Genomic DNA, 21,722 nt, shown 5'->3' with positions numbered 1-21,722 from the left:
CATTCGTAGGGTTGCTTCCGTTCATCGGGGTCGGCCTCGGAGATACTGTATGCGTTTGCTGGTCATCGGCCTGAGTCTCGCCCTTCTTGCGGCCTACGTCGGCCTCATGCTGTGGAAGACGCAGCGGCGCGCGGCACAGATCCTGTTCGGCGCCGCCGGCTTGATCGTGCTTCTGATGCTGGGCGGACTCTTCGGCCTGTTGGGCGGCATCTAGCCGCCGCAAGGGCAAGTGCGCCGGCCTCGGCCCGGCGAATTGGCTTGACTGTCGTACAGCGGCGACGCTTCGCGGCCGCCCGGCGGCGCGGCCGGGGATGCCACCCCCCTCCATCGCCTTGAAATCGCCCCGTTCCTGAAGCTTGGCGCAGCGCTTGCTACGCTTAGCTCAGCCATATCGGCGCAGCGGGTGCGGCCATGCCGCGACAGCCCGCCAGGTAAGGAAACCTACAGCGAATGGAGGAAACAACTATGGCGATCAAAGACAAGGCGGCCTTGGTTCTGGCCCTGTCGATGTTCACCGGCGCCTCGATGGCGACCGATGCCGGCGCGGGTGCCGCGCAGGGCGACGCCGTGGAAGGCGACTCGCCGATCACTCAGCAGGATGGCGCCTACGGCGCCGTGGGTGGCACCGGTCCCGACGAAGCGGCCGAGGCGCCCGGGGCCTCCCCGCCTCCGGGCGCGGACGGCATGCGCGAAGACGAGGTGGCGACCTGGGCCTCCGACGAGCACCGTGAGCGCTTCGAGCAACTCGACACGGCCGGCACCGGCTATTTGACGCGCGAAGAGGTCGAGGGTGATGCCGAACTCGCCGAGCGCTTCGATGAGATCGATCGCGACCAGACCGGCGTGATCAGCGAGGCGGAGTTCGCGCAGTTCATGGAGGAGCAGGAAGGTGGCGCGCCGGGCGTCGAGGGTGACGTCGGCGCCCCGGGTGCCCCCGAGGGAGTCGAGGTGCAGCCGGGTGAGGAGACCACCTCCCCCGAAGGCACCGAGGGCGGTCTTTAAGCCCCACGCCTCAGCGGGCGTTTGACCGCGCCCTAGTTAGGAGGTAAGGCGCGGCGCCGTAGGGCGCCGCGCCTTTTTCGTGTCGGGGCGACCCGACCATCGCCTCCTCACCGGCGCCGCTGCCTGCCCCCGAGCCATAGGGCCAGAATGATCAGCACCATGCCCGTGCCGCCGAGCAAGGCGACGCCGAGGCGATCGCTACGACTGACGGCCCAGCCGTACACCGGGCCGGCTGCCAGATACGGCTCCCCGTCGCTCACCACGACCCGCGCCACCGGTTTCGCCAGCGGAACCAAGGTATCGGTGGCCTGCCACCAGGCATCCGGCTGGTCGACCGGCAGGCGCCACAGCGCCTCGTCCGACGCGGCCAGCAACACGTCGGTATTGCCCTCGCGATAGGTGGTGAGGTCGAGGACCCGTTGCCGATCGAGGCCCACCCCCAGGCGGCGCCACTGCCCGCCCTCATCGAGCCGCCACGCACCGGCGTCGGTGCCGGCCACCAGGCCGCGTTCGGTCAGCGGCCATAGCGCAAATACCTTGGTGTCCTCGGGCAGTCCCGTGCCGAGCGGGGTCCAGGGTTCGTCGTCGCCGAGCGTGTAGACCCCTGCGCCCACCGTGCCCGCGTGCAGGCGCCCGCCGTGGACGAGCAGACGATACACCGGTACGCCATCCGGCAAGCCCGCGCGCGGCACGCGCCGCCACGCCTCGCCTGCGGCGGCATGGTAGATATCGCCCTGGACCTCGGCCAACAAGACGCCGCCGGCGCCATCCCGGATCAGCTCGCGGACCGCCAGGGCCGGCAGCGCGGCGACCGGCGCGGCCTGGTTGCCGTCCAGGGTGTAGAGGCCTTGTGTGGTGCCGATGAAAAACGGCTCGCCCGGCAGTAGCGCCGTGATCGGGTGCGCGACGAGGCGCGCTTCGCGCGCGGTGGCGCGCCAGCTGTCGTCGGTCCGCGTATAGAGTTCGCCATCCTGCGTGCCCGCATACAGGCGGCCACGTTCGTTCACCGCGAGCGCGGCCACATGCCCCTCGGCCTGCGGGCCGAGCGGCAGCCAGCCCTCGTCGGAGACCTGGGCGAGGTGGGCGGCGGCGCCGAGCGTGAGGCCGCCGAGGATCAGTAGCAGGAAGCGCATCAGTGGAAACCGTGCCGGGGCGCCGTGCGGGCGCAGGAAAGGAGGGTAGCGGACATAAGGTTCGTCGAAGTACGGGCGCGGGCCTATCGGTCGCCGAGCGCGCCCCCCGCGCTGAGTTGGCTGGGGCAGTAGCCGTGGCTGGTGGCCTGCTGGTACCAACCTTCCGCGGCCCAATAGTCGGGCTCGACGCCGATGCCCAGCTCCAACATCAGGGCGTACTGGTACTGCGCCTCAGGGACACCCTGCTCGGCGGCTTTTCGGTACCAGCGGGCGGCCTGGCGGGGGTCTGCACTCACCCCGATGCCCTGACGATACATGTAGCCGACGTAGAGCTGCGCCTTGCGGTGACCCTGTTCGGCCAGCGGCTGCCAGGCGGCCAGTGCCGCGCTGTAATCGCCCGCGCGGTAGGCGGCGTAGCCGGCGTCCAGGACGTCCTCGGCCGCCGCCGGCAGCGATAGCGCAAGGACAACGACCAGCCCGCCCAAGATGTTGAACCGCATGCCCATAGCTCGGATTTTAGCGTCCGCTAGGGGCTGGGGCCAGTGCCCTCAGGCCAGCAATCGGCCCCGCGCGCTCAGGCCGGCGCGGCCTCGCGGTCGGCCCCGAACAGCGTGGTGTCGAACGCGGCCTTGATGAGCTGGCGGGTGTATTCGTCGGTGGGCGCCTCAAAGATCCGGTCGCCCGAGCCGTGCTCCACCACCCGGCCGCCGCGCATCACGATCACCTCGTGCGAGAGGGCGCGCACCACGCGCAGGTCGTGGCTGATGAAGATGTACGCGAGCTGGTGCTTGGCCTGCAGCGCGCGCAGCAGCTCGATGATCTGCGCCTGCACCGACACGTCCAGCGCCGAGGTGGGCTCGTCCAGCACCACGAGCTTGGGCTTGAGGACCATGGCGCGTGCAATCGAGATGCGCTGGCGCTGCCCCCCGGAGAACTCGTGCGGGTAGCGGTGGCGCGCCTCGGGGTCCAGCCCCGTCTCGCGCAGCGCCTCGGTGATGCGCTGTTCGCGCTCGAAGGCCGGCATGCGGGGCTCATGTACCCGCAGGCCCTCTTCGATGATCTGCCCCACGGACATACGCGGCGAGAGGCTGCCGAAGGGGTCCTGAAACACGATCTGCATGGCGCGGCGCAGGGGGCGCAGCGCCTTGCTGCGCTCGCCACTGATGGTGCGGCCCTGGAACACGATGGTGCCCTCGCTGCCGGTCAGGCGCAGCAGCGCCATGCCGAGCGTGGTCTTGCCCGAGCCGCTCTCGCCCACGATGCCGACGGTCTGGCCGCTGCGCACCTTGAGGCTGACGCCGTCCACCGCCTTGATGTAGTCCTTGGGGCGGCGCAGCAGCCCGCCGAGGATGGGGAACCACACCTTGACGTCGCGCGCCTCCATCACCACAGGTGCGCGCTCGTCGGCCGGTCCTGGCCGACCCTTGGGTTCGGCCGCCAGCAGGCGCTGCGTGTACTCGTGGCGCGGCGCGGCGAACACCTCCGCCACCTCGCCGCGCTCCACGATCTTGCCCTGGTTCATGACGCACACGCGCTCGGCGATGCGGCGCACGATGCCGAGATCGTGAGTGATCAGCACCAACGCCATGCCGAGGCGCTGCTGCAGGTCTTTCAGCAGCTCGAGGATCTGCGCCTGGATGGTGACGTCCAGCGCGGTGGTCGGCTCGTCGGCGATCAGCACGTCGGGCTCGTTGGCCAGTGCCATGGCGATCATCACGCGCTGGCGCTGACCGCCGGAGAGCTCGTGCGGGAAGGCGTTCAGGCGCGACTCGGCGTTGGGCAGTCCGACCAGGCGCAACAACTCCAGGGTGCGCTCGCGCGCCGCCTTCTTGTTCATCGCCTTGTGCAGCACCAGCGTCTCGCGAATCTGCTTCTCGATGGTGTGCAGCGGGTTGAGCGAGGTCATCGGTTCCTGGAACACCATGCCCACGCGGTTGCCGCGCATGTCGCGCAGCACCGGCTCCGGCGCGCCGATCAGCTCGCGTCCGCGGTAGCGGATGCTGCCGGTGGGGTGATGCGCGCCCGGCGGCAGCAGTTGCAGCAGCGACAGCGCGGTGAGCGACTTGCCGGAGCCGGACTCGCCCACCAGGGCGAGCGTCTCGCCGGCGCGGACGTCGAACGACACGCCGTCCACGGCGCGCGCCGCGCCGTTGCCGAACGCGACCGCCAGATCCCGCACTTCGAAGAGGGTTTGCTCAGGCATGGGCCATCGCCTTGGTCGGTTCACCCGCTGCTACGTTGCTGCGCGCCATCGCCTTGCGTGGGTCGAAGGCATCGCGCACCGCCTCGCCGATGAAGATCAGCAGGCTCAACATCACCGCCAGGACCAGGAAGGCGCTGATCCCGAGCCACGGCGCGTGCAGGTTGTTCTTGCCCTGCGCCAGCAGCTCCCCGAGCGAGGGCGAGCCGGGCGGCAGCCCGAAGCCCAGGAAGTCGAGCGAGGTCAGGGTGGTGATGGAGCCGTTCATGATGAACGGCAGGAAGGTAAGGGTGGCCACCATGGCGTTGGGCAGCACGTGGCGGAACATGATGCCGATGTTGCTCACCCCGAGCGAGCGGGCCGCGCGCACGTAATCGAAGTTGCGCACCCGCAGTACCTCGGCGCGCACCACGCCGACCAACGCCACCCAGCTGAACAGCAGCATCAGCCCGAGTAGCCACCAGAAGTTGGGCTCGATGATGGCCGCCATGATGATCAGGATGTACAGCACCGGCAGCCCGGCCCATATTTCGACCATGCGTTGGCCGAGCAGGTCCACCCAGCCGCCGAAGTAGCCCTGGGTGGCGGCCGCGATCACCCCGATGATGGAGCTCAGTACGGTCAGCGCCAGGCCGAACAGGATGGAGATGCGAAAGCCGTAGATGATGCGCGCGAGCACGTCGCGCCCCTGATCGTCGGTGCCCAGCCAGTTGTCCGCGCTCGGCGGCGAGGGGGCGGGTTGTGCCAGGTTGTAGTTCACCGTCTGGTAGCTGTAGGGGATCAGCGGCCAGATCATCCAACCCCTCTCCTCGATCATCTCCTGCACGTAGTGATCGCGGTAATAGGCCTCGATCGGCAGCACCCCGCCGAAGGTGGTCTCGGGCAGGTACTGCACCACCGGGAAGTACAGCCGGCCGTCATAGTTCACCACCAGCGGTTTGTCGTTGGCGATGAACTCGGCGCCGAGGCTGATCACGAACAGCGTCAAGAAGATCCACAGCGACCACCAGCCGCGGCGGTTGGCACGGAAGTTCTCGAAGCGGCGTTGGTTGAGCGGGCTCAGGCGACGAAACATGGCTCAGACCTCCCGCGATTCGAAGTCGATGCGTGGGTCGATGACCACGTACATCAGGTCGCCGATCAGGTTCAGTACCAGCCCGATCAGGGTGAAGATGAACAAGGTGCCGAACATCACCGGGTAGTCACGGTTCACCGCCGCCTCGAAACCGAGCAGGCCGAGGCCCTCGAGCGAGAAGATCACCTCGATCAGCAGCGCGCCGGTGAACAGCACGCCGATGAACGCGGCGGGAAAGCCGGCGATCACGATCAGCATGGCGTTGCGGAACACGTGGCCGTAGAGCACATGGCGCTGCGCCAGGCCCTTGGCGCGCGCGGTCACCACGTACTGTTTGTTGATCTCGTCCAGGAAGGAGTTCTTGGTCAGCATGGTCAGTCCGGCGAAGCCGCCGATCACCATGGCGAGCACCGGCAGGGTGATGTGCCAGAAGTAGTCGGCGATGCGCGCCGGCCAGGACAGCTCCTCCCAGTGTTCGGAGACCAGGCCGCGTAGCGGAAAGATGTCGAAGAAGCTCCCGCCGGCGAACAGCACGATGAGTAGAATGGCGAACATGAAGCCCGGAATGGCGTAACCCACGATGACCACTGCCGAGCTCCACACGTCGAAGCGCGAGCCATCGCGCACCGCTTTGGTGATGCCGAGCGGGATGGAGATCAGATACACCAGGAGCAGCGTCCACAGCCCCAACGAGATGGACACCGGTAGCGCGTCGACGATGAGTTCGATCACACTGCGATCGCGATAGAAGCTGTTGCCGAAGTCGAGCCGCATGTAGTTCCACAGCATCTGCCCGAAGCGCTCGTGCGCCGGGCGGTCGAAGCCGTAGTGGCGTTCGAGCTCCGCGATCAGTTCGGGGTCGATGCCGCGTGCGCCGCGGTAGCCCGTGTCGGTGCCACGCGCGACCTCGCCCTCGGCTGCGCCGCCGATACGCGCGGTGGCCTCCACGCCGTGCCCGCGCATCTCCGCCACCACGCGTTCCACCGGGCCGCCCGGGGCGGCCTGCACCACGATGAAGTTGATGATCATGATCCCGAGCAAGGTGGGGATCATGAGTAGCAGACGACGCAGAATATACGCGGGCATCAGCGATTACCTCCGCGCACCGAGCGCGGGCCGCCCTGGCGCCGTAGTGCGGCCTCGCGTTCGGCGTCCACCCACCAGGTTTCGAACCCAAGCGCATAGGGCGGGCTGACCGCCGGTCGGTCGAACTTATCCCAATAGGCGACGCGGAACACCCGCGTGTGCCAGTTGGGCACCACGTAATGGCCCCACAGCAACACGCGGTCGAGCGCGCGCGCGGCGGCGACGAGATCCGCGCGCGTCTCCGCCGCGATGAGCCGGTCGACCAGCGCGTCCACCGCCGGGTCGCGGATGCCGGCGTAGTTGCGCGAACCGGGCATGTCGGCCGCGGCACTGGTCCAGTAATCGCGCTGCTCGTTCCCGGGCGAGAGCGACTGCGGCAGCACGATCACCGTCATGTCGAAGTCGAAGTGGTCCAAGCGGTGCTGGTACTGCGTGCTGTCCACGGTACGCACGCGCCCCTCGATGCCCAGGCGGCGCAGGTTGCGCGCGTAGGGTAGCGCCACGCGCTCGAAGCTCGGGTTGACCAGCAGGATCTCGAAGGTGAGCGGCTGCCCGGTCTCGGCGTGGACCATGCGTCGGTCGCGGATCTCCCAACCGGCCTCGGTTAGCAGCTCGTAGGCCTGCACCATGTTCGGCCGGATCGAGCCGGTGCCGTCGGTGGCGGGCGGCACGTACTCGCGCTCGAACACCGCGTCGGGGATCTGGCCGCGGAAAGGCTCGAGCAGGGCGAGTTCCGCCTCGCTCGGCAGGCCCTCGGCCGCCAAGTCGGAGTTGGAGAAATAGCTGGTGGTGCGCGCATAGGCGCGGTGGAACAGCGCGCGGTTGGTCCACTCGTAGTCGAACAGGTAGGCCATCGCCTTGCGCACGCGCGGGTCGGCGAACACGGGATGGCGCGTGTTCATCACGAAGCCCTGCATGCCGCTCGGTTGCTGGTGCTCGATTTCCTCCATGCGGATCAGCCCGCGCGCGAGCGCCGGGCCCTCGTAGCCCTCCGCCCAGTTACGCGCCACGTTCTCCGCGCGAAAGTCGTACTCCCCCGCCTTGAAGGCCTCCAGGGCGACCGTGCTGTCGCGGTAGAAGTCGTAGCGCATGCGGTCGAAGTTGTGCTGGCCGCGGCGCACCGGCAGATCGGCCGCCCAGTAATCCTCCACGCGCTCGTAGATCAGCGACCGCCCGGGGTCGACCCGCGCGACGCGGTACGGGCCGTTGCCGAGCGGCGGCTCCAGGGTGGTGCGCGCGAAGTCGCGCTCCGACCAGTACGCCTTGGACAGCACCGTCATCTGGGCCGCGATCAGCGGCAACTCGCGGTTGCCGCGCATGTTGAAGTGGATCTTTACCCGGCGCGGGCCGACCGCCTCGGCGCGCTCGAGATTTGCGTAATAGGAGCGGTAGAAGGGATGCCCGTCCCGCTTGAGGGTCTCCAGGGTGAAGATGACGTCCTCGACCGTGATCGGAGTGCCGTCGTGGTGGCGAGCCTCCGGGCGCAGGGTGAAGATCACCCACGAGTCATCGTCGGCCACCTCCATGGACTCGGCGATCAAGCCGTACACCGAGAAGGGCTCATCACTCGAACTGACCATCAAGGTGTCGAACACATTGGTCATGTTCGGCGGCGTGGTGCCGCGCAGTATGAAAGGGTTGAGGCTGTCGTAGGTGCCGACGGCGCCGAGGCGCACGATGCCGCCCTTGGGCGCGTCGGGGTCGGCGTACTCGAAGTGCTGGAAGTCGGGGCCGTACTTGAGGTCACCGTGCAGCGCCATGCCGTGGAACGGACCTTCCACGCCGGGCGCGTCTTCCTGGGCGTGCGCGTAGGGCAAAACGGCGAGCAGCAAGGCCGCGAAGGCGGCCAGTTCCATGCGGGCCCTCAACAATTCGGCTGTCCTCATTCCTTGAACGAACGCCCCGTTACGACCGGCGTGGGGGCGGCGGGTTCCCAACGACCTGGGTGAGCGCAGGCACTGTAAAGGCTAGCGGCGGCTTCGTCATGCCGCCGCCGCGACTGTTGGAGATTGCATCACATTTTGCCGGCAGGGTCATCCGCCTGCCAGCCCGCGCGGCGTTCGCCCTTTATCGACCGCGCTAGCCGTAGGGACGCGCAGCAGACAACGGCAACGTAACGCGCAACAACGCGGCGCGTCCGCCGGGCCCGATACGGGCGCCCTGAGCCCACAACAGGTGGGCGGCGAGGATCACGTCCGGACGTGGGCGCACCTCCGCGGTATCCGGCGACAGCAGGGCCGCGAGCGGGCCGGCCGGCGTCGCGTCCGGCACCCCGATATCGATCACCGCTTCGCCGCGCGTCAGGCTCAGCGTGACGCGCGCCTCGCCTCCATCGCTCTCCACCAGCGCAAGGCGCAACAGGGTGTCGAGCGCCTGGCGCAGCCGAGCCTCGTCGGCCCACACGGTCAGCGGCCCCGGTGTCGCGCGGTGCAGCGTGGGGCGGGTGCTCGCGCCCACGGCATCCAGCGCCTGCTGCACGACGCGCTCCAGCTTGATCAGGCCGCGCGCGAGGCGCACCCGCCCCGCCCGCAGTTGCGCGATCGACTCCATTTCGTCGATCAGTTGCCCGAGATAGCCGACCTGGGTTTCGATCAGCGCCAAGTTCCAGCGCAACTCCTGTGCGGAACGCGATCCATCGGCCAGCAGGCGGGCGACGTTGCGGATCGGCGCGAGCGCGTCGCGCGCGGCATGAGCGACCGCCCCTATCGGTGCCTCCGGGCTGGGGGCGCGGCGCGAGAAGAACAGCTGCACGGCGCTGGGTTCGTAGCGACCGGGCTCGCTAATCGGCAGGGCCGTGCATGACCACGAGGGCGCTGTGGACGCCGGCTTCAGCAAGAAGTCCGCGATGGCATGCCGGCTGGCCAGCACGGTCTGCACCACGTGCACCAGTGGGTCCCGCACGGCGGGCGGCAACCCGCGCAGCGAACTGGTTGCCGCCGGAATGGGCGTCGGGCCCGCGTCAACCGCCACGATGTGGAGGTGTCGGGTGACGAGCGCGCTGCCGAGATGTGGGTGTTGTCTGAGCATGAGCCGCCTCGTCGGGTCACCGCAGCGGCGCGGTGGGGGAAGCCGCGGGGTGGTGCGCGTGCGGCGCGCGTCCCCCGTCGAGGAGGCCGATCAAGGTGCCGCGCCTCATGACGCCGCGTGTTCGGAAGGGTTGGGCACGAGGAAACTGCGCCACTCACCGCATGGCATGCGGGAGCGGGGAGCACGCGCGTGGAGGGGGTCGATAGGCGGCATCGGATGAGCAGACGGACGGACTACGCTGTCGTATGGCAGCGGCTTCGCGGCGCGTGGTATCCTCACAAATTGTACGGGTAAGCGCGCCGTGGCACGCGAGCGCGATTGTCGCATAAGTGGCATATTTACGCCAGGCAAGGCCGAGAAATTTCGCATAAATGGTCCATCAAAGGCGCGAGGGCGAACATGGCATCGGCTAAGGGCTGCGGCGGGTCGGCGTCCGGCGTGCGCGAGCACGCCGCCGCCAAGTATGTGTCGGAGAATTATGGCCCGGCGGGTGTAAAAGGGCTTCCTCAGCGGATCGCCATGGTCGCGGATGTGATGGGCAAGAAGGAGCTGGCGCGCCGAAGCGGTATCTCGGAGTCGCAGCTGTACCGCTACATCGGCGGCCAGTCGCAGCCCACCGTCGAACCCTTGGTGGCGCTTGCCGCGGCGGCCGGCGTGTCGATACGCTGGCTGGTGAGCGGTGAGGGTCCGGTGCGGGAAGACGCGGCGGCCGCCCATGTGCCCGCGCCCCTGGAGGGGGACCGGCTGTCGGCGGTGTTGGAGGCGGTGGAGCGGGCGCTGGCGGTACGCGAGACGCCGCTTACTCCGCACAAGAAGGCCGAGTTGGTGGTGCTGCTGTACGAGGCGGGTTTCGGCGATCCTCAGGGGGCGGCGCTGGCGCCGGCCGTGCTGGGGCGCCTCATCCGGTTGGTGCACGCCCGCTAGCGCGGGCGCGTGGCGCGCAAGCGCACGGGCGCCGGCGATTACATTCGGTTAGACGCCGTCGCCGCGTGGTCTGCTGTCGGCTTCACTGCCGTGGGTGCGCAGCAGTAGTTGGATGGTGTGGACCAGACGGTCGATGCGGGCGGGCTTCTGCAGGAATGCGTCGGCCACCTCCAGGGGATCCAAATCGGCGGGTAGTGCGCCACTCATCAGGAGCACGGGCACGTCCGCCAGAGCCGGGATGGCGCGCATCGCGCGGATCATCGCCAAACCGTCCAGGCCCGGCATCATATAGTCCGTGATCACCAGGTCGGGGCGCTCGGCGTCCATGTGGGCCAGCCCCGCGTCCCCGTTGTCGGCGGTGCTCAGGCGATAGCCCTCCAACTCCAGCAGCAACGAGAGGGACGTGCGGATCCCGGGCTCGTCTTCCACGAGGAGGATGTGCGCTTTGGCGGCGTCCATGTCAGCCTCTACCCGGGGGCCGTGGGTGCCCGTGGCCCGCGAGGATGTCGTCCACACCTTCGAACTGTTCGCCGATATCGAGGCCCTCTTCCGTGAAGACCAGTTCCCGTATGGTGGCGTCAAACGCGCCCTGGCGCGCCTTCATGATAGACAGGGCGCGCCGCATGCAGCCCTTCAGTTCGACATAGCGCAGTACGAGGATGTTCTGCGACACCGCCGAGACGGGTCCGAACTCGACGTGAACCTCGCCGCCGATGAGTTTGGGAATCTCCATCGTATACAGCGTGGTGACTCCGGCGGCCCGCAGGATGTTGGCCATCGCGGTCAGATAGCGCCCCAGACGTTCGGGGTGTTCGGCGCTTTGCTCGAAGGCCTCGACGCCGTCGACGAACAGACGCTGCGCGCCGCTCCTTTGCACGGCCTGAAGCAGGGTCTGGCCGAGCTCGTCCAGAAAGTACTCGACCGCGGGGTGGACCACGACCGTCACGGCGCCGCTTGCCATCATCGCGTGCAGGTCGAGGCCGTTACCCCGCGCCTTCTCGATGAGATCGGATTCGTCCTCGTAGAAACCGAACAGGACGCCGGGTTCTTCGGGGGTGCACCGGCTGAGGAACTTCAGCCCGAGCGAGGTCTTGCCGATGCCCGTGGGACCCACCACCAGCGTCGTGGAGCCGGCCCGCAGTCCGCCCCCGAGGATCTCGTCGAGCTTCGCCATGCCGCTGGACAGGCGTTGGCCTTGATCGCGCGGCGGGGTGCGTACCGGGTGCAGTTCGCTCTCGAGGCGCGGGTACACCGCCAGCCCGCCGTTGCTGATCTTGAGCACATGCCGTCCCGATAAGAAATCGCTGCCGCGGGTCTTGTGTACCTGCACGTAGCGTAGCGCCCGGTAGGCGAGTTGCTCGCGGCCGAGTTCCAGCCAGCCGTCAACCATCGTGTACTCGGCACTGCCGGCGCCGCGCTTGCTGTTGGTGAGTAGCAGTATCGTGCAGTTGCTGAGGTGCGCCAGCGTGGCCAAGTCGTGCACGAAGCGGCGGAAGTCGCGCTCGCAGCCGGCGTGCTCTTCCAAGACGAACAGTCCGTCCAGGACCACCACCGACGCATCGCGCCGGCGCCGCTCCAGGCTGACGAGACGCAGCACCCCGGCCAGCCCCTCGCGCTCCAGCGCGCCGAAGCCGCTGGCGTAATAGATCATCTCGGGGATGCGGGTGGCGTCGAAAAACTGCATCTGTCCCATGTGGCGCAGCAGCCGGTCATGCGACTCGGACAGCAGCGTCAGGTACAGGCAGCGCTCGCCCTCGGCCGCGCGGTGAAAGCAAAACTGGTTGGCGAGTATCGTCTTCCCGGCACCGGGCGGGCCCTGCACGATATAGACCGCCCCCGCGACAATGCCGCCGTCCAAGAGCTTGTCCAACCCGGGGATCCCGGTAGTCTTGCGGCCCAAGGGTTCGGGCGGCTGGTGTGACTCCATGCGCGTCCTCGTCTCTGATGCCGGGGAGCGGGGGGCGAAGCGCTCTGTTCGGGCGGCCCGATCGCTCCGACCGGTTTCCGACGCGAAGGGGGCATGGCGCGCCCGGCCGGCAGGCGTCGGTGGAAGGATGTTGTCGTGGTGGAGGCCCTGCGTTCCCCAGGCGCCGCCGCTCCCGCGGCCGCTACCCGACCCCCCGCAAGACCCGGAGGATAGGGGAGCGGAGCGGCGGAGTAAAGCGCCGCCCGCGGCAGCGTCGCGATGGCGGCATCAGGCACGTACAATGGCGGCCCCCAGAAGAGGAGTGTTGCCATGACCGAGCGTGCCTTCATTCCCGTAAGCGTCGCCGTGCTCACGGTATCGGACACGCGCAGCGAGGCGGACGACACCTCCGGCCGCTACCTCGCCGAGGCCGTGCAGCAGGCAGGGCACCGCTTGGCGGAGAAGCTCATCGTGCCCGACGATGTGTACCGCATTCGCGCCGAGGTGTCCCGCTGGATCGCCGACCCCGACGTTCAGGCGGTGATCGCCACCGGCGGCACGGGCCTGACGGGGCGCGACGGCACGCCGGAGGCGCTCGTCCCGCTATTCGACAAGACCATCGAAGGCTTCGGCGAGGTGTTTCGCCACGTCTCGCTCGCGGAGATCAACACCTCGACCATCCAGTCGCGCGCGGTGGCGGGCGTGGCCAATGGCACGTATGTGTTCGCGCTGCCCGGCTCGAGCGGGGCCTGTCGCACGGCATGGACCCAAATCCTGGCCCATCAGCTGGACTACCGCACTCGCCCGTGCAACCTCGTTGAGTTGATGCCGCGCTTGTTGGAACGCTGAGCCGCCTGTGTTGAGGGTGCTTCGCATGCGGGGCCTCGGCTTCGCGCTGGCGCTGCTCGCGCTGACCGGCGGGGCGGCGGGCGCCCGCGAATGTCCGCCCCTCGCGACGGCGCCGCTGGCCGAGGTCAAGACGCAGGCGCCGGGCCAGCGCGTGACGGTCGAAGGCGTGGTGACGGGGGTGTTCCTCGGGCGTGAGGCCCTGGGCGGCTTTTATCTTCAGCAGGCGGGCGCGCCGGAGCCGGCCGCCGTGTTCGTGTTCGCCCCCCGCCTGGGCGCGCGCGAGCGCCGGGGGATCGAGCCGGGGGTGCGCGTGCGCCTGGCCGCCGAGACCGCCGAGCACCGCGGGCGCTTCCAGCTGAGCGCGCCGGCGCGCGTGGAGGTGTGCGGCCGTCCCGGGCTGCCGGACCCCGTGCCGCTCGAGTTGCCCGCCGATGCCGATCGCCTGGCGCGACTGGTGGACGTCAAGGTGCGCTTCGATCAGCCCCTCACCGTCACCGGCAACTATCTGCTCGCACGTTACGGCTCGCTGGATCTGGCGGCCGGCGGGCGCCTGTTTCGGCCGACCAACGCGCCGGACGGCGACCCGGCGGCCAACGCGCGGCGGCGCATCGTGCTGGACGACGGCAGCTACCGCGCGCAGCCCGAGCCGATTCCCTACCTCGACGCCTACGGCAGCCGGCGCAGCGGCGCGGTGATCGAAGGTCTGACCGGCATTCTCGCGCACGCCTTCGAGGAATACCGCGTGCACCCCATTCGCGCGGTGCATTTCGACGACGCGAATCCGCGTCCGGCGGCCCCGCCGCCGGTGCCGGGGCGGGTGCGTGCGGCGGCCTTCAATGTGGAGAACTATTTCCTCAGCCTTGGGCAGCGCGGGGCGCGTCATGCACAGGAACTCGAGCGTCAACGCGCCAAGCTGTTGGCCGCGGCCCACGGGCTGGAGGCCGACCTGCTGGCGCTGGTGGAGGTCGAAAACCGCGCCGAGGCCCTGACCGACCTGGTCCGCCAGTTGAACCGTGGCGCGGAAGAAGCGCATTGGCGCGCGGTGCCGGTGCCCCAGCCGCTCGGTACCGATGCCATTCAGGTCGCGCTGGTGTACCGCGCCGACCGACTGGAGGTGGTGGGCGCACCGCGCGTCGACACCGACCCCATCCATGAGCGTCCGCCGGTGGCGGCCGTGTTCCGCGCGCGCGCCGGCGGCGCGCCGTTCCTGGCCGTGGCGGTCCACTTCAAGTCCAAGACCGGCTGTCCCGCGCGCGGCGACATCGATCGCGGGCAGGGCTGTTGGAACCAGCGGCGCACGGCGCAGGGCGAGGCGCTGGCGGGCTTCGTGCGGCGCGCCGCACACGAGGCCGCGGTGGAGGACGTGCTGGTGCTGGGCGACCTGAACGCCTACGGCGCGGAGGACCCGCTGCGGGTATTGGACGAGGCCGGGTTGGTGGACTTGGTGGCCGCGCGGCTGCCGCCCGAGCGGCGCTACACCTACGTATTCCGGGGCGAGGCCGGCTATCTCGACCACGTTCTGGCGAGCGCCGGCATGGCCGAGCGGGTCCGCGGCGTGGCGATCTGGCACATCAACGCGGATGAGCCGCCGCACCTGGCGTTCGACGGGCGCCGCGACTGGTACGCGCCTGACCCCTACCGCAGTTCGGACCACGACCCGGTGTTGGTCGGCTTCGACTGAACGGCTTCCGTGGAGGCCCTGCGGCGGTGGTGCCGCGCGGTGCAGGACACCGGCGTCTCGTACACCTCGAGCCGCGGTCGTGGAGATCGATTGGTGCGTGGCGTGCGCGCTGTGCCGAATCGAGTCCCGCCATCTCGCGGCCTCAAAGGCCTCATCGGCCGGGCGCGCCGGCGCCGACGTCAGGCTGCAACACGCTTGACCCTCAATTGCCGAACGCGGCCTCCTCGCTCTGCACGTAGGCGGCGTGGGCGTTGCGCGCGTGGAGATCCTCGAAGTTCTCGAGCGGCGCCCAGGGGGAGGCGTCGAAGCTTTCGATCGCGCTCTGCATGTCGACGCCCATGTCGACCTGCGCGTCCATGTGCTCGCGCAGCGCGGTGAGGTAGCCGTGCACGGGGTGTTCGAACTTCTCCAGTGGACCGGGCTTGCCGTGTCCCGGCACGAAGCTCGCGCCCGTATGCGCCCGCAGGCCCTCGTAGGCGGCGATCCAGCCGGCCACGTCGCTGACGCCGGGGAGGATCGACAGCAGCCGCTCGCCGTACAGCACGTCACCGGCATACACCAGCCCTTGCTCGGCGATGTTGACCACCAGGCTGCCCGGCGTGTGGGCGTGGCCGGCCGGCAGGAGTTCCAGGGTCACGCCGCCGAGGTCGAGCTTGGCGGGGCCGTCCACCACCTCGGTGGGCGGTGCCGGCGGCTGCACGCTGTCGGCCGCCAAGCCGAGGGTCCGCTCCACGGCGCCGGCGAAGTTCTGCGCCTCGCCGGTGAGGCGCGGCAGCGCATCCCGGTGCGCGACGATCTCGGCGCCGGCGTCTCGGAACACGTCGTTGCCCATATGGCGGGCCGCCTGGGAATTGGTGTTGACCGCATAGCGGATCGGCCGGTCGGTTCGCGCGCGAATGGCGGCCAGCATCTCCTGCGCCATCGCCTCGGTGTAGCCGGTGTCCAGCACCGCGACGGCGTCGTCGCCCACCACGTACAGCAGGTTCATGCGAAACCCGCGGTTCTCTTGCGTCGGCCCGCCATAGGGGCCGATCCACGCCCAGACGCGTTCGCTGAGTTGCTCCGGCGCGGGCAGGATGCGTTCGGCCAGCGCCGCCGGCGACACGGCGATCAGGAGCAGGATCAAGGCACTTCGCGCACGCACCATGGCAGGACCTCCGATTCGATGTTTCCCGTCATGCTACCACTGCCCGGCGTGGGTCGTGGTGCCCTTGGCTATACTTCCCTGGCAGGCGCCGCTCTGGCGCTGCACGGCACCTCGGGAGGGATCCCCATGCCACTAGCAGAGACGGTGAAGCGCTACCTGGACCAGAGCGGCGCCGACTACGAGATTGTCGAGCACCCGCGCACCCTCGCCAGTACCCACACCGCGCGCGAGGCCCACGTGCCGGGCCAGGATGTGGCCAAGGCGGTGGTGTTGCAGGACGATCAGCGCTTTCTCATGGTGATCGTGCCGGCCACCCACGAGGTCGAGCTTGGCGTGCTGCACGAGGAACTCGACCGTCCGGTGGGACTCGCCACCGCCGCCGAGGTCAACCAGCTGTTCCCCGATTGTGATCCTGGCGCGGTGCCGCCGCTCGGGCCGGCCTATGGATTGGAGACGCTGATCGACGAGAGCGTCGGCACAGACCCGGAGATCTACTTCGAGGGTGGCGATCACCAGTCACTGGTGCGCATGCGGGCCGAGACCTTCCTCGACCTGCTGCGCGACGCCCGCGCCGGCCAGTACAGCCACCCCATGCAGTCCAACCACAGCCGCGGCAAGAGGATGCATTGATGCCCGACGACGCTCTGATCCGCCAAGTGCGTGCTGCGCTCGAGCGCGAGCCGCACGTGGACCTGCACCATCATCCGATCAAGGCGCGCATGGACCACGATGCGCTGGTGCTGGAGGGCGAAGTCGGCAGCGTGGCGGCCAAGAAGCTGGCGCTGGCGTGTGCCGCCGCCGTGCCCGGCATCGCGGCGATCATCGACCGCCTGCACGTCGAGCCGCTCGAACGCCCCGGCGACGGCGCGGTACGCGATCGGGTGCTCGCCAACCTGGAGCAGGATCGCGCGTTACAAGTCAGCGGGTTGCGCGTGCTGGACGGCAACGGGCGCGGTACCTTGGTGCGCGCCACGCCGCCGGAGTCGAACGACGAGATCGTGGTGCGCGTGGAAGAGGGCGTGGTGACCTTGAGCGGGCAGGTCAACAGCCTGTCGCACAAGCGCTTGGCGGGCGTGCTGTGCTGGTGGGCGCGTGGGGTGAGGGACGTCGTCAACGGGCTGGAGGTGGTCCCCGACGAGGCCGACAACGGCGCCGAACTGACTGACGCGCTGCGCCTGGTGCTCGACAAGGATCCGTCGGTGGATGCCACCCAGATCCGCGCGCACGCCGAGGATGACCACACCGTGGTGCTGGAGGGGCTGGTGGCGGCCGAGGGTCAGCGCCACGCCGCCGAACGCGACGCGTGGTTCGTGTTCGGCGTGGACCGCGTGGTCAACCGCATCGAGGTCCAGTCCTAGGCGCGTTGTCCGCTATGCGTGCTCTGCGCCGTCGCGGATCAGACGTCCCTAGCGCAACGCGTTGAAGTCGATGGCGTGGAAGTTGCGCACCGCCGTGTGGTCGGCCGCCAGGTCGGTCTCCTCGTCGCGCACCAGCCACAGCGTGCGCATGCGCGCCGCGCGCGCGGCATCCAACTCGGCCGGTACGTCGGACAAGAACAGCACCTGCTCGCCGGGCAGGCCGATGGTCTGCAGGATGCGCCGGTAGGCGCCCGCTTCACGTTTGTTGCCGATGGTGGTGTCGAAATAACCGCTGAACAGCGGCGTGAGGTCGCCGTAGGCGGTGTGTGCGAACAGCAGCTTCTGGGCCTGCACGGAACCGGAGGAGTACACGTACAGCTTGAGCCCGGCGGCATGCCACTCGCGCAGGCGCCGTGCGGCGTCCTCGTAGATGTGGCCCTGAAAGTCACCTTGCGCGAAGCCGCGCTCCCAAATCATGCCCTGTAGCGTCTTAAGCGGGGTCGCCTTGCGGTCCTCGTCGATCCACTGGAGCAAGGTCTGGATGGCCGCCTCGTCGTCCACGGCGCCGGTTTCCGCCTGCACCTGATTGAGCTCGCGGCGCACATCGGGCCGCTGCGCGTTCGCGCGCACGAACGCGGGCAGGTGTTCGCGCGCATAGGGGAACAGCGCGTCCTTGACGAACGAAAGCGAGGACGTCGTGCCCTCGATGTCGGTGACGATCGCGCGGATCATACGAGCTCGTCGTAGGCGGGGTAGCGGCGCGCGATGTCGCTGCCCGTGAAGTCGGCCACCCAGCCCTCGGGCGAGCAGAACAGCCGGATGGCCTTGAAGAACGGCCGCTCGCCCATGTCGAACCAGTGCGGGGTGCCGGCCGGCACGCTGATCAAGTCGCCGCGCTCGCACAGCACGGTGTACACCTTGCCGCGCCCGGCCTCGTTCTGCGGGTGCAGATAGAACAGGCCGCTGCCGTCGACGAAGAAGCGCACCTCGTAGTCGCTGTGGGTGTGCTCGTCGAGAAACTTCTTGCGCAGCGCCTCCCGGTCGGGGTGGTCGGGATACATGCTCACCACGTCGACGGATTTGAAGCCGTTGTCGCGCATCAGGCGCTCGATCGGGCCGCGGTAGGCCTCAATCACCTCGTCCTGGGTCGCATCGTCCGGCAGCACGCGCTCGGCCTCCCAGGCCTCGAACAGCACGCCGATTGCCGCCAGCTCGCGCGCGATGTCCTCGCGCGCCTGCACCACGCGCGGCTCGCCCGCCGGCGCGCCGTCGGCCCCCGCCTCGCGGTAGATACGCAGTTCGCTCATCGCACCAATCCTCGCTTCAGCAGCTCGCATTCGAACAGGAACTCCAACGCCTCGACATGGCGCACCGCATCGGCCACGGTCTCCCCCCAGGTATAGCAGCCATGCCCGGCGATCAGGTAGCCGACACCGAGTCCGGCCGCGTCCATGCGCGCAGCGACCGCGGCCGCCAGCCGCGTGATGTCCTGGTCGTTGTCGAACACCGGTACGCGCACGCTGGCGCTGTGGGTCGCGATCCCCGGAAAGGCCTTCAGCACTTCGTACTCGGCCAGTTCCAGGTCGCCCCCCCGCGTAAGTTGGGACAGTACCGTGGCGTGGGGCGAGTGGGTGTGCAGCACCGCACCGATCCCGGCGTCGCGCCGGTACAGGGTGGTGTGCAACTCGGTCTCGGCGGACGGGCGCCGATCCGCATCCAGGCTACGACCGTCGAGGTCCACGCGCAGAAAGTCCGCCTCCGGGTCGAGATGGCCCTTGTGGCGGCCCGAGACGGTGAGCAGGGCCTCATCGGCCGACAGACGCGCTGAGAAGTTCCCGCTGGTCGCGGGGACCCATCCGCGGGCGAAGAAGAACCGCCCGGCCTCGGTCAGCGCGCGCGCGGCGCTTCGTCTATCCTGTGCCTGACCCATGACGCTCGCCCCGGTTAAAAACGCGACACTTTAAGGGAACCGGGGGGCGTGCGTCCACGCCGCGTACTGCCTTGGCAAGGCCGGGGCCTTTACTGTCTAATGGGAACCCGTTCGCGGCCCCCGGCCGCACAACAATCGACAATCGCGCACATCCTGCCAACGGAACAATAACCATTGGGAACTCGCTCAGCCGCCAAGCCGGGCGTCGGCGCACGCCGCACGTCGGCCGCGCTCGCCTTCACGGGACGCAGCTTCACCTTCAGCGTACTGCGCATCTTCAGCAGTGAGCTCACCGCGCTGAACGACGCCTTGCGCACCCACCTGGCAAAAGGCGCGGATTTCTTCCAGAACGCGGCCGTGGTGCTGGACCTCAACGAGGTCGAGGCACCGGAGCGCCTGAACCTGCGCGCCCTGCTCCAGGGGCTGCGCACCCACGGCTTGCGCCCGGCCGCGCTGCTGGCCGGGGCGCCGGCGCCGCTGGCTGCTGCCGCGCGCGAGCTCGGCTTGGGCGTGGTCGGCGCGGGCGCGGCACGCGAGGCCGCGCCCGCGCCACCGGCCTATGCGCCGGCCAAACTGGTCACGCAGCCGGTGCGCTCGGGCCAGCAGGTGTATGCGCCCGGCGGCGACCTGGTGGTGGTCGGGCCGGTCAACACCGGCGCCGAGTTGCTCGCCGACGGCAGCATCCACGTCTACGGCACCTTTCGCGGCCGTGCGTTGGCGGGCGTCCAGGGGGATGAAAGCGCGCGCATCTTCTGTCAGGATTTCGCGGGCGAGTTGGTGTCAATCGCCGGGGTCTACCGGGTGGTCGAAGAGGGCACACGCCCGCCGCGGTCGGTACAGGTGCGCCTGGTGCAGGGCCAACTGGTCATTGAGGCCTTGTAACGACCCGTCGCGGGGTAGACTCGACCGCGTAACAAGGTATGGGGCCGTGGCGCAGGCCGCGGTTGGAGGGAAAGGGGGCGGCATGCCCCGGACTCTGGCGCATCGATGGATCGCTCAGGGTCATGCAGGAGCGGCGCCCGCGCGTGCGGGTCCGGCGGACGTGGGTCCGCCACATAATGAACAACCGGAGGTTCTGCCTTGGCAAAGATCATCGTAGTCACATCCGGCAAGGGGGGCGTGGGCAAGACGACCACCAGCGCCAACTTCGCCATGGGTCTCGCGCTGCAGGGGCACAAGACGGCGGTTATCGATTTCGACGTCGGCTTGCGCAACCTGGATCTGGTGATGGGCTGCGAGCGCCGCGTGGTGTACGACTTCGTCAACGTCATCAATGAAGAAGCGACGCTGCACCAGGCGCTGATCCGCGACAAGCGCTGCGACAAGCTGTACGTGCTGCCCGCCTCGCAGACGCGCGACAAGGACGCGCTCTCGCGCGAGGGGGTGGGGCGCGTCCTGAAGGCGCTCGCCGAGGACCAAGGTTTCGACTACATCGTGTGCGACTCACCCGCCGGCATCGAGGGCGGCGCCATGATGGCCATGTACTACGCCGACGAGGCGTTGGTGGTAGTCAATCCCGAGGTCTCCTCGGTGCGCGACTCCGACCGCATTCTCGGCATCCTCGCGGCCAAGTCGCGCCGTGCGGAGGACGCTGGCGAGCCGGTGCGCGAGCATCTGATCGTTACGCGTTACTCGCCGCGGCGGGTGGCGAGCGGCGAGATGTTGAGCGTGGAAGACGTGTGCGAGATCCTCGGCATCCCGCTGCTCGGGGTGGTGCCGGAGTCGCAGGACGTGCTGCAGGCCTCGAACGCCGGCGTGCCCATCGTGCTGCAGGAACGTAGCGAGGCCGGCGATGCCTACAGCGACATCGTGGCCCGCTTCCTGGGCGAGGAGCGCCCGCAGCGTTTCCTCGAAGAGGCCCGCAAGGGTATCCTCCAGCGCCTGTTCGGGAGCTGAGCCATGGGTCTTCTCGATTTGCTGCGTGGGCGCCGCAACGGTTCAGCCAAGACCGCCAAGGAACGCCTGCAGATCGTCATCACGCACGAACGTGCCAACCGCAACGCGCCGGACTACCTGCCGTTGCTCAAGAAGGACTTGATGGAAGTGATTGCCAAGTACGTGGATGTCGACAACGACAGTGTGTCGGTAACGCTCGAGCAGGAGGCTGAGCTGGGTGTACTGGAGCTCAACATCACGCTGCCCGACAAGGGACGCGTGGCCGCCCGCTGACATGGGGGCCGTCGCGATTGCGGTGGCGGTCAACGACCGCCGGGTAAACGCTTGCGTGGAAGCCCTGTGTCAGAACGGCTGCAAGGCGGTGCGCGCCACCATCGGCGCGCTGCGCCTTGGCTTGCCGGTGCCGCAGACCGAGGGGCTGACGGACGACGAACGTCTCCGCGTACTCTGCGAGCTCGAGACCATCATGTCGGTGTACGACACGCGCTCAGCGGGGTGATCCGTGAGG

Annotated in this window: 24 protein-coding genes; 11 read left to right on the top strand and 13 right to left on the bottom strand. The window is 68.8% G+C overall.

Going from position 1 to position 21,722, the window contains the following annotated elements; translation table 11 throughout:
• The first annotated feature begins 49 nt into the window (after positions 1-49).
• Together HUS23_06395 and HUS23_06390 are read left to right on the top strand one after the other, a co-directional pair.
• Positions 50-214 (top strand): hypothetical protein, encoded by a 165-nt coding sequence (locus HUS23_06395; protein QKT03461.1) that lies wholly within the window; start codon positions 50-52, stop codon positions 212-214.
• A gap of 251 nt (positions 215-465) precedes the next feature.
• Entirely contained in the window at positions 466-1,002 is a 537-nt protein-coding gene (locus HUS23_06390) for an EF-hand domain-containing protein (protein ID QKT03460.1), read from the top strand.
• 107 nt (positions 1,003-1,109) lie between these two features.
• On the opposite strand, the gene HUS23_06385 is transcribed toward HUS23_06390, so the two are convergent.
• The 7 genes from HUS23_06385 to HUS23_06355 all read right to left on the bottom strand — a co-directional run bounded on the left by HUS23_06385 (position 1,110) and on the right by HUS23_06355 (position 9,523).
• Positions 1,110-2,135 carry a hypothetical protein gene (locus HUS23_06385; GenBank protein ID QKT03459.1) on the bottom strand — a complete coding sequence of 342 codons (1,026 nt, stop codon included), beginning with the start codon at positions 2,133-2,135 and terminating at the stop codon, positions 1,110-1,112.
• An 83-nt stretch (positions 2,136-2,218) separates the two neighbouring features.
• Complete coding sequence (locus HUS23_06380; protein QKT03458.1) at positions 2,219-2,635, bottom strand: sel1 repeat family protein; 417 nt, start codon at positions 2,633-2,635, stop codon at positions 2,219-2,221.
• A gap of 74 nt (positions 2,636-2,709) precedes the next feature.
• Positions 2,710-4,338 (bottom strand): ABC transporter ATP-binding protein, encoded by a 1,629-nt coding sequence (locus tag HUS23_06375; GenBank protein QKT03457.1) that lies wholly within the window; start codon positions 4,336-4,338, stop codon positions 2,710-2,712.
• Complete coding sequence (locus HUS23_06370) at positions 4,331-5,410, bottom strand: ABC transporter permease (GenBank protein QKT03456.1); 1,080 nt, start codon at positions 5,408-5,410, stop codon at positions 4,331-4,333. Before HUS23_06370 ends, HUS23_06375 begins: the two co-directional genes overlap by 8 nt.
• A gap of 3 nt (positions 5,411-5,413) precedes the next feature.
• Entirely contained in the window at positions 5,414-6,496 is a 1,083-nt protein-coding gene (locus HUS23_06365; GenBank protein QKT03455.1) for a microcin C ABC transporter permease YejB, read from the bottom strand.
• Positions 6,496-8,352, bottom strand: a complete 1,857-nt coding sequence (locus HUS23_06360; GenBank protein ID QKT03454.1) for an ABC transporter substrate-binding protein — start codon at positions 8,350-8,352, stop codon at positions 6,496-6,498. Before HUS23_06360 ends, HUS23_06365 begins: the two co-directional genes overlap by 1 nt.
• 223 nt (positions 8,353-8,575) lie before the next feature.
• Positions 8,576-9,523 carry a HAMP domain-containing histidine kinase gene (locus HUS23_06355; GenBank protein QKT03453.1) on the bottom strand — a complete coding sequence of 316 codons (948 nt, stop codon included), beginning with the start codon at positions 9,521-9,523 and terminating at the stop codon, positions 8,576-8,578.
• Between the two features lie 399 nt (positions 9,524-9,922).
• On the opposite strand from HUS23_06355, the gene HUS23_06350 reads away from it, so the two are divergent.
• Positions 9,923-10,447, top strand: coding sequence for a helix-turn-helix domain-containing protein (locus HUS23_06350; protein ID QKT03452.1), 525 nt, complete (start codon positions 9,923-9,925; stop codon positions 10,445-10,447).
• Positions 10,448-10,495: 48 nt separating this feature from the next.
• Here the strand turns inward: HUS23_06350 and HUS23_06345 are convergent, their stop codons facing one another.
• A complete protein-coding gene (locus HUS23_06345; protein QKT04997.1) occupies positions 10,496-10,885 on the bottom strand; it encodes a response regulator in 390 nt (129 codons plus the stop codon).
• 22 nt (positions 10,886-10,907) lie between these two features.
• Complete coding sequence (locus HUS23_06340) at positions 10,908-12,374, bottom strand: AAA family ATPase (protein ID QKT03451.1); 1,467 nt, start codon at positions 12,372-12,374, stop codon at positions 10,908-10,910.
• Positions 12,375-12,683: 309 nt separating this feature from the next.
• Between HUS23_06340 and moaB the strand changes: the two genes are divergently transcribed.
• Positions 12,684-13,202, top strand: coding sequence for a molybdenum cofactor biosynthesis protein B (gene moaB / locus HUS23_06335; GenBank protein QKT03450.1), 519 nt, complete (start codon positions 12,684-12,686; stop codon positions 13,200-13,202).
• 25 nt (positions 13,203-13,227) lie between these two features.
• On the top strand, positions 13,228-14,883 hold the full coding sequence (locus HUS23_06330; protein QKT03449.1) for an ExeM/NucH family extracellular endonuclease: 1,656 nt from the start codon (positions 13,228-13,230) through the stop codon (positions 14,881-14,883).
• Positions 14,884-15,085: 202 nt separating this feature from the next.
• Here the strand turns inward: HUS23_06330 and HUS23_06325 are convergent, their stop codons facing one another.
• A complete protein-coding gene (locus HUS23_06325) occupies positions 15,086-16,030 on the bottom strand; it encodes an MBL fold metallo-hydrolase (GenBank protein ID QKT03448.1) in 945 nt (314 codons plus the stop codon).
• Positions 16,031-16,156: 126 nt separating this feature from the next.
• On the opposite strand from HUS23_06325, the gene HUS23_06320 reads away from it, so the two are divergent.
• Both HUS23_06320 and HUS23_06315 read left to right on the top strand, forming a co-directional pair.
• Positions 16,157-16,660, top strand: coding sequence for a YbaK/EbsC family protein (locus HUS23_06320; GenBank protein ID QKT03447.1), 504 nt, complete (start codon positions 16,157-16,159; stop codon positions 16,658-16,660).
• A complete protein-coding gene (locus tag HUS23_06315) occupies positions 16,657-17,388 on the top strand; it encodes a BON domain-containing protein (protein ID QKT03446.1) in 732 nt (243 codons plus the stop codon). The genes HUS23_06320 and HUS23_06315 overlap by 4 nt, the downstream gene beginning before the upstream one ends.
• Before the next feature lie 48 nt (positions 17,389-17,436).
• Here HUS23_06315 and mtnC read toward each other — a convergent pair whose 3' ends face one another.
• The 3 genes from mtnC to HUS23_06300 are packed head-to-tail and all read right to left on the bottom strand — an operon-like array spanning position 17,437 to position 19,318.
• The gene (gene mtnC / locus HUS23_06310) at positions 17,437-18,120 is read right to left on the bottom strand and encodes an acireductone synthase (GenBank protein QKT03445.1); all 684 of its coding nucleotides are present in this window, start codon (positions 18,118-18,120) and stop codon (positions 17,437-17,439) included.
• The gene (locus tag HUS23_06305; protein ID QKT03444.1) at positions 18,117-18,695 is read right to left on the bottom strand and encodes a cupin; all 579 of its coding nucleotides are present in this window, start codon (positions 18,693-18,695) and stop codon (positions 18,117-18,119) included. The genes mtnC and HUS23_06305 overlap by 4 nt, the downstream gene beginning before the upstream one ends.
• Positions 18,692-19,318 (bottom strand): methylthioribulose 1-phosphate dehydratase, encoded by a 627-nt coding sequence (locus HUS23_06300; GenBank protein QKT03443.1) that lies wholly within the window; start codon positions 19,316-19,318, stop codon positions 18,692-18,694. The genes HUS23_06305 and HUS23_06300 overlap by 4 nt, the downstream gene beginning before the upstream one ends.
• A gap of 174 nt (positions 19,319-19,492) precedes the next feature.
• On the opposite strand from HUS23_06300, the gene minC reads away from it, so the two are divergent.
• The 4 genes from minC to HUS23_06280 all read left to right on the top strand — a co-directional run bounded on the left by minC (position 19,493) and on the right by HUS23_06280 (position 21,713).
• Positions 19,493-20,200 (top strand): septum site-determining protein MinC, encoded by a 708-nt coding sequence (gene minC / locus HUS23_06295; GenBank protein QKT03442.1) that lies wholly within the window; start codon positions 19,493-19,495, stop codon positions 20,198-20,200.
• 198 nt (positions 20,201-20,398) lie between these two features.
• Positions 20,399-21,214: a septum site-determining protein MinD gene (minD, locus tag HUS23_06290; protein QKT03441.1), complete on the top strand. Its 816-nt coding sequence runs from the start codon at positions 20,399-20,401 to the stop codon at positions 21,212-21,214.
• Between the two features lie 3 nt (positions 21,215-21,217).
• Positions 21,218-21,487: a cell division topological specificity factor MinE gene (gene minE, locus HUS23_06285; GenBank protein ID QKT03440.1), complete on the top strand. Its 270-nt coding sequence runs from the start codon at positions 21,218-21,220 to the stop codon at positions 21,485-21,487.
• A gap of 1 nt (position 21,488) precedes the next feature.
• Positions 21,489-21,713, top strand: coding sequence for a hypothetical protein (locus HUS23_06280; GenBank protein ID QKT03439.1), 225 nt, complete (start codon positions 21,489-21,491; stop codon positions 21,711-21,713).
• Positions 21,714-21,722 lie beyond the last annotated feature (9 nt).

This window comes from Ectothiorhodospiraceae bacterium 2226 (genome assembly GCA_013348725.1).
In the GTDB taxonomy this organism is placed as follows: domain Bacteria; phylum Pseudomonadota; class Gammaproteobacteria.
Note: the sequence above shows the minus strand (reverse complement) of the source record. Positions and strands in the feature narration are given on the sequence as shown.

What these genes read in the sequence shown, in the direction of transcription:
- HUS23_06395 (QKT03461.1), top strand. Translation starts at nt 50, where the DNA reads ATGCGTTTGCTGGTCATCGGCCTGAGTCTCGCCCTTCTTGCGGCCTAC.
- HUS23_06390 (QKT03460.1), top strand. Translation starts at nt 466, where the DNA reads ATGGCGATCAAAGACAAGGCGGCCTTGGTTCTGGCCCTGTCGATGTTC.
- HUS23_06385 (QKT03459.1), bottom strand. Translation starts at nt 2,135, where the DNA reads ATGCGCTTCCTGCTACTGATCCTCGGCGGCCTCACGCTCGGCGCCGCC.
- HUS23_06380 (QKT03458.1), bottom strand. Translation starts at nt 2,635, where the DNA reads ATGCGGTTCAACATCTTGGGCGGGCTGGTCGTTGTCCTTGCGCTATCG.
- HUS23_06375 (QKT03457.1), bottom strand. Translation starts at nt 4,338, where the DNA reads ATGCCTGAGCAAACCCTCTTCGAAGTGCGGGATCTGGCGGTCGCGTTC.
- HUS23_06370 (QKT03456.1), bottom strand. Translation starts at nt 5,410, where the DNA reads ATGTTTCGTCGCCTGAGCCCGCTCAACCAACGCCGCTTCGAGAACTTC.
- HUS23_06365 (QKT03455.1), bottom strand. Translation starts at nt 6,496, where the DNA reads ATGCCCGCGTATATTCTGCGTCGTCTGCTACTCATGATCCCCACCTTG.
- HUS23_06360 (QKT03454.1), bottom strand. Translation starts at nt 8,352, where the DNA reads ATGGAACTGGCCGCCTTCGCGGCCTTGCTGCTCGCCGTTTTGCCCTAC.
- HUS23_06355 (QKT03453.1), bottom strand. Translation starts at nt 9,523, where the DNA reads ATGCTCAGACAACACCCACATCTCGGCAGCGCGCTCGTCACCCGACAC.
- HUS23_06350 (QKT03452.1), top strand. Translation starts at nt 9,923, where the DNA reads ATGGCATCGGCTAAGGGCTGCGGCGGGTCGGCGTCCGGCGTGCGCGAG.
- HUS23_06340 (QKT03451.1), bottom strand. Translation starts at nt 12,374, where the DNA reads ATGGAGTCACACCAGCCGCCCGAACCCTTGGGCCGCAAGACTACCGGG.
- moaB (QKT03450.1), top strand. Translation starts at nt 12,684, where the DNA reads ATGACCGAGCGTGCCTTCATTCCCGTAAGCGTCGCCGTGCTCACGGTA.
- HUS23_06330 (QKT03449.1), top strand. Translation starts at nt 13,228, where the DNA reads ATGCGGGGCCTCGGCTTCGCGCTGGCGCTGCTCGCGCTGACCGGCGGG.
- HUS23_06325 (QKT03448.1), bottom strand. Translation starts at nt 16,030, where the DNA reads ATGGTGCGTGCGCGAAGTGCCTTGATCCTGCTCCTGATCGCCGTGTCG.
- HUS23_06320 (QKT03447.1), top strand. Translation starts at nt 16,157, where the DNA reads ATGCCACTAGCAGAGACGGTGAAGCGCTACCTGGACCAGAGCGGCGCC.
- mtnC (QKT03445.1), bottom strand. Translation starts at nt 18,120, where the DNA reads ATGATCCGCGCGATCGTCACCGACATCGAGGGCACGACGTCCTCGCTT.
- HUS23_06305 (QKT03444.1), bottom strand. Translation starts at nt 18,695, where the DNA reads ATGAGCGAACTGCGTATCTACCGCGAGGCGGGGGCCGACGGCGCGCCG.
- HUS23_06300 (QKT03443.1), bottom strand. Translation starts at nt 19,318, where the DNA reads ATGGGTCAGGCACAGGATAGACGAAGCGCCGCGCGCGCGCTGACCGAG.
- minE (QKT03440.1), top strand. Translation starts at nt 21,218, where the DNA reads ATGGGTCTTCTCGATTTGCTGCGTGGGCGCCGCAACGGTTCAGCCAAG.
- HUS23_06280 (QKT03439.1), top strand. Translation starts at nt 21,489, where the DNA reads ATGGGGGCCGTCGCGATTGCGGTGGCGGTCAACGACCGCCGGGTAAAC.